This window comes from Nesterenkonia flava, from assembly GCF_031432335.1.
GTDB lineage: Bacteria > Actinomycetota > Actinomycetes > Actinomycetales > Micrococcaceae > Nesterenkonia > Nesterenkonia flava.
On record NZ_JAVKGT010000057.1, the window covers coordinates 1 to 4,664 of the forward strand.

General features: G+C 62.2%; 6 protein-coding genes and 1 pseudogene. 3 read left to right on the forward strand and 4 right to left on the reverse strand.

Translation table 11 applies throughout. The features are described from left to right. Together RH857_RS13290 and glnA are read right to left on the reverse strand one after the other, a co-directional pair. Positions 1-365, reverse strand: a 365-nt coding sequence (locus RH857_RS13290) for a PH domain-containing protein (protein ID WP_310538456.1), incomplete at its 3' end; no start/stop codon positions are given. A gap of 73 nt (positions 366-438) precedes the next feature. Beyond that, positions 439-1,863 (reverse strand): type I glutamate--ammonia ligase, encoded by a 1,425-nt coding sequence (gene glnA, locus RH857_RS13295; protein WP_310538457.1) that lies wholly within the window; start codon positions 1,861-1,863, stop codon positions 439-441. 167 nt (positions 1,864-2,030) lie between these two features. Between glnA and RH857_RS13300 the strand changes: the two genes are divergently transcribed. Together RH857_RS13300 and RH857_RS13305 are read left to right on the forward strand one after the other, a co-directional pair. Continuing rightward, positions 2,031-2,429 (forward strand): RDD family protein, encoded by a 399-nt coding sequence (locus tag RH857_RS13300; protein ID WP_310538458.1) that lies wholly within the window; start codon positions 2,031-2,033, stop codon positions 2,427-2,429. Positions 2,430-2,489: 60 nt separating this feature from the next. Beyond that, complete coding sequence (locus RH857_RS13305) at positions 2,490-3,734, forward strand: YncE family protein (RefSeq protein WP_310538459.1); 1,245 nt, start codon at positions 2,490-2,492, stop codon at positions 3,732-3,734. Between the two features lie 92 nt (positions 3,735-3,826). Here RH857_RS13305 and RH857_RS13700 read toward each other — a convergent pair whose 3' ends face one another. Then, complete coding sequence (locus RH857_RS13700) at positions 3,827-4,228, reverse strand: glycosyl-4,4'-diaponeurosporenoate acyltransferase CrtO family protein (protein WP_374761176.1); 402 nt, start codon at positions 4,226-4,228, stop codon at positions 3,827-3,829. On the opposite strand from RH857_RS13700, the gene RH857_RS13310 reads away from it, so the two are divergent. Continuing rightward, a complete protein-coding gene (locus RH857_RS13310; protein ID WP_310538460.1) occupies positions 4,118-4,366 on the forward strand; it encodes a hypothetical protein in 249 nt (82 codons plus the stop codon). The two genes, RH857_RS13700 and RH857_RS13310, sit on opposite strands and share 111 nt — an antisense overlap. A 12-nt stretch (positions 4,367-4,378) precedes the next feature. Here the strand turns inward: RH857_RS13310 and RH857_RS13315 are convergent. After that, positions 4,379-4,664, reverse strand: a pseudogene (locus RH857_RS13315) (integrase core domain-containing protein); the annotation flags it as partial.

A 4,664-nucleotide genomic window follows, 5' to 3' on the forward strand; every position in this document is an offset into this window, starting at 1 on the left:
TGCTCATCGGAGGAGGCCTCGACGGGGCCATCCCCACCTGAAATCCGTAGAGCCACTTTGATCTTGATTACCCCGGATCGTGTCCAGAGCTGAAGTTCGGCGTTCACGTCGAGTATCTTTCCGGCGTTCTCGGAAGACCACATATTGATCGAAGAATAGGGTATGGAGTAGAGCTCGACCTTCTTTCCGGTCAGCCCCTGGGCATCCCGAACAATGAGCCGTTTCGTCGTGAAGACCGCGCTGTCCCTGAAAGTCTTATACGCGGCGACAGCCTGCTCTCCCTCAACCAGCAGCTCCTGGACATCTTGCGGTACGGGAACTTCATTGACGAAAGTCCAGGAGGTGAGTGCGGTGACCTCGTTCATGTTTTCCTTTGCAGTGGGCAAAAGCTGAGCCCGTACCTACATGAGGTACGGGCTCAGCTTTTGCGTCAATTGATCAGACGCTGAAGTAGAGCTGGAACTCGTAGGGGTTCGGGCGCAGGTTCAGAGGAGCGATCTCCTCTTCACGCTTGTACTCGATCCAGGCCTGGATGAGTTCTTCGGTGAACACGCCGCCTTCGAGCAGGAACTCGTGATCGGCCTCGAGGGCGTCCAGCGCCTCCTCCAGAGAGCCGGGAGCCTGCGGGATGTCCTTGAGCTCCTCGGCGGGCAGCTCGTAGAGGTCCTTATCGACCGGCTCGTGGGGCTCGATGCGGTTCTTGATGCCGTCCAGACCAGCCATGAGCTGAGCAGCGAACGCCAGGTAAGGGTTACCGGAGGCGTCAGGGGCACGGAACTCCAGACGCTTGGCCTTGGGGTTGGAGCCGGTGATCGGGATACGCACGGCTGCGGAGCGGTTGCCCTGGGAGTAGACCAGGGAGACCGGAGCCTCGTAGCCCTTGACCAGGCGCTTGTAGGAGTTCACGGTGGGGTTGGTGAAGGCCAGCACCGCGTGGGCGTGCTTGAGCAGGCCACCGATGTACCAGCGCGCCACGTCGGAGAGGTTGGCGTAGCCCTTCTCGTCGTAGAAGAGCGGCTCGCCGTTGCTCCACAGGGACTGGTGGCAGTGCATGCCGGAGCCGTTCTCCTCGAAGACGGGCTTGGGCATGAAGGTGGCTGCCAGGCCGTAGGCGGCTGCGGTGTTCTTCACCACGTACTTGAACTTCTGGACGTCGTCGGCGGCCAGGGTCAGAGTGTTGAACTTGTAGTTGATCTCCTGTTGGCCGGGGCCTGCCACCTCGTGGTGGGAGCGCTCCACGGACAGGCCTGCGCGCTCCAGGGCCAGGACGATCTCGTCGCGGACCTCGGCGGACTGGTCCTGGGGAGAGACCGGGTAGTAGCCGCCCTTGGTGGCCATCTTGTGGCCGCCGGGTCCCTCAGCGAACTCGTCGCCGGAGCCCCAGATAGCTTCCTTGGACTCGAGCTTGTAGTAGGACTCCTCGGGAGTGGACTTGAAGGAGACCTTGTCGAAGAGGAAGAACTCCGCTTCGGGGCCGAAGAAGGCGGTGTCGGCGATGCCGGAGGAAGCCAGGTACTCCTCGGCCTTCTTCGCCACGCCGCGCGGGTCGCGTCCGTAGGGCTCGCCGGTGCGCGGGTTGACGATCGAGAAGGTCATCACCAGGGTCTTGGCCACGCGGTACTCGTCAACGTAGGCGGTCGCCGGGTCCGGGATTAGCTGCATGTCGGAATCCTGGATGCCCTGGAACCCGCGGATGGAGGATCCGTCGAAGAGCTGGCCGTTCTCGAAGAAGTCGAGGTCCACGGTGTGGGCGGGAACATTGAAGTGGTGCTGCAGGCCGGGAAGGTCGGTGAACCGGATGTCAACGAACTTGACGTCCTCGTCCTCGATGAACTTCAGAACTTCTTCAGGGCTGGAAAACATTCGTCCGTGCTCCTCGTCAGTGACTTACATGGGGGAGCCGGGGCGCCCGATGACTTCAGGTACTGCCCGGCACTCGACCCTCAGCCTATCCACCCGGTGGTTTCCCGCCCGTCACGCAAATGTTTCCGGCATGTAACAGAATCTGCTCACCGATAGACTGGGCCGCTGTGACTGACTCCAAGAACGACGCCGGCTGGCCAGGTGACGAACTGGGGCTCCCTCCTGAGGGCCCCGGAAGTCTGGCACCTTTTGGACTGCGGGTCCTGGCCCTGTTCATCGACTGGGGTCTTGCCAGCCTGATCTCTCTGGCCTGGTTCGCCTATAGCCCCTGGGCCACGCTAGGAGCCTTTGTGGTGATGCATGTGCTGCTGGTGGGCCTGCTCGGCGTCACGGTAGGCAAGCGTCTCGTCCGCATTCAGGTGGTCCGCGGGAACAGCGCCCCTGGGCCGCTGTGGGCCCTAGTGCGCGTGCTGCTGCTGATGTTGGTGCTGCCGACACTGGTGATATCCAGTGACGGACGGGGCGCCCATGACAGAATCGCAGGGACAGTCCAGCTGCGCATGTGAGGTTCCGCCATGATGTCCTCTTCTTCGTCTGCCCTGATTCCTTCCCGGGGGCGTCACAGAATGCTTCCCGCTGCGCTGCTCATTGCGGCGTTGGCGGCTGCCGGCTGCGGCGGCGCCGAGACCCAAGATGAGGTCGGGCCCACCGGGGGTGGGACCATTGAGGGTCCCGACATTGAGGGCACGGACGGCGAGGCGTCCGACGACGCCGTGGCTGAGTCTGGTGATGACGCCGATGACTCCACCCCTCCGGCCGGCACAGGCGAGGATTCACCGGTCTCGGAATGGCCTGCGGCGAACACCACCACGTTCGTTCACGAGAACACCATCACTGAACCGGTGATCTCGCCCAAATCGGTTGTCGCCAACGGCCACGGTCTGGTCATCGCCAACAACATGATGTATCAGAACACCATCACCCTCTATGATGCCGAAGCCCAAGAGCTGCACCAGGAGCTCTCAGACCGCATCAGCCCTGGTGATTTCGGCATCGAAGGGTACCCGGAGTCGGTAGTGGGTGCCCCGGTGGAGGCGGTGTGGACCGAGGATGGCCAGTACGCCTATGTCTCCCAGTACCGCCTGGAGGACATGGGGGCCGGTGCCTATGACGACTGCCGCAATGGGGACGCCGTCGCACCTTCGGCGGTCTACCGCTACAGCGTGGCAGAACAGGACTGGGACCAGTTCATTGAAGTGGGGCGAGTGCCTAAGTTCGTGGAGCTGACCCCGGATGGTTCGCGGCTGCTGGTCTCCAACTGGTGCGATCACGATCTCTCCGTGGTGGACACCGCCACTGGTGAGGAGCTGATGCGCGTGCCGGTGAACTCCCAGCCCCGCGGCATCGCCGCCATGCCGGATAATCGCACGGTGTATGTCACGGCCATGTACGCCAATGAGCTGTACCAGGTGGACTTGGAAACCGGTGAGCAAGAGGTCATCTACGATCAGGCCCGCTTCCCCCGGCACCTGGTGCTCTCCCCGGATGCCCAGACGCTGTACGTGACGTTCTCGCAGTCTGATCTGCTGGTGGCTTTCGACACCGAAACCAATGAGGTGATCCGTAGCACCGCCACGGGCCGTGAGCCCCGCAGCATGGATATCTCCACTGACGGCACAGCCCTCTACGTGGTCAACTACTACGAGGACACGGTCTCCAAGTTTGATGCGGAGACGTTCGAGGAGATCGAGCGACTGCCTACGGGGCACCTGCCCATTGGGGTGACCTATGAGAACACCACCGGCAGCGTGTGGGTCGCCAACTACGAGGGAACGCTCTCGATCTACAACGACCACGCCCAGGAGCGCTAGAGCACTTCCTGGTGAGGAGGCCCTGTTTCCGTGGCCCACTAGGAAGTGCACAGTGGCGAGGGCTCTGGCCTGGCTAGGCTGAGTTGAGGTGTTCAGCGGTCGTATCGGTCAGAAAGGTGTTGCGTACGGAGAAAGATTGAGCGCTGAAGCAGCACCGGGTACAGGTGAAGAACAATCCCAGGGAGAGCCAACCAGAGGGCGGACGACGGTCTGCCGGTAGCGACAGTCCCTCCGGCCAGGCCCAGGTGCAGGGCTAAGCCGGCCGCGTGGGCACTCATATTTCCCCTCAGGCTCTGGGCAAGACGGGGCAGTGCGGCGCGGGTTCCATTGAAGGTGCGTCCTGCACCTACGACCAAAGAGTTCCACCCAGTGCGTTCCAGGATGTGACCAAAGACCCTGACGCCAAGAAGGCGATGGATGATGCGTTCTCTCTCCGGGATCCGAAACCATGTGCGGGGGACACGACGGGCGAGCGGTTCGCCGAGGAAGGGCACGATTCCGAAGACGCCTGCCGCAACGACTACTGCATACACCGGATGCTCGGGGCCAATGATTACCCACCCGGTGCCCAGCAACCCAGCCAGGAGCAGCAAGGCTGCTACGGCCGTGACGTTGAAGCGCCCTGGGTTTGATGGAGACCTGTTTTATTGGATTTCCACCAGCTGGTTGGCGCCGGTGGTCTCAGCATAGAACAGCTGCTCGAACTCCGCCGGAGGGCGGTCTTCGAGGTAGCCGTGCAGGCGGACAGTGTTATGCCAGTGGACCCACCCGAGAGTGGCCAGCTCCACGTCTTCAACGGTCTTCCACGGCCCTTGGAGCGGGCGGGGCCACGGATCAGCTCGGCTTTGTAGTAGCCGTTGAGAGTCTCAGCCAGGGCATTGATGCTCCTATAGTTGTCAATTTGGGATTTCGCCGGTGTGGGGGTCTGTC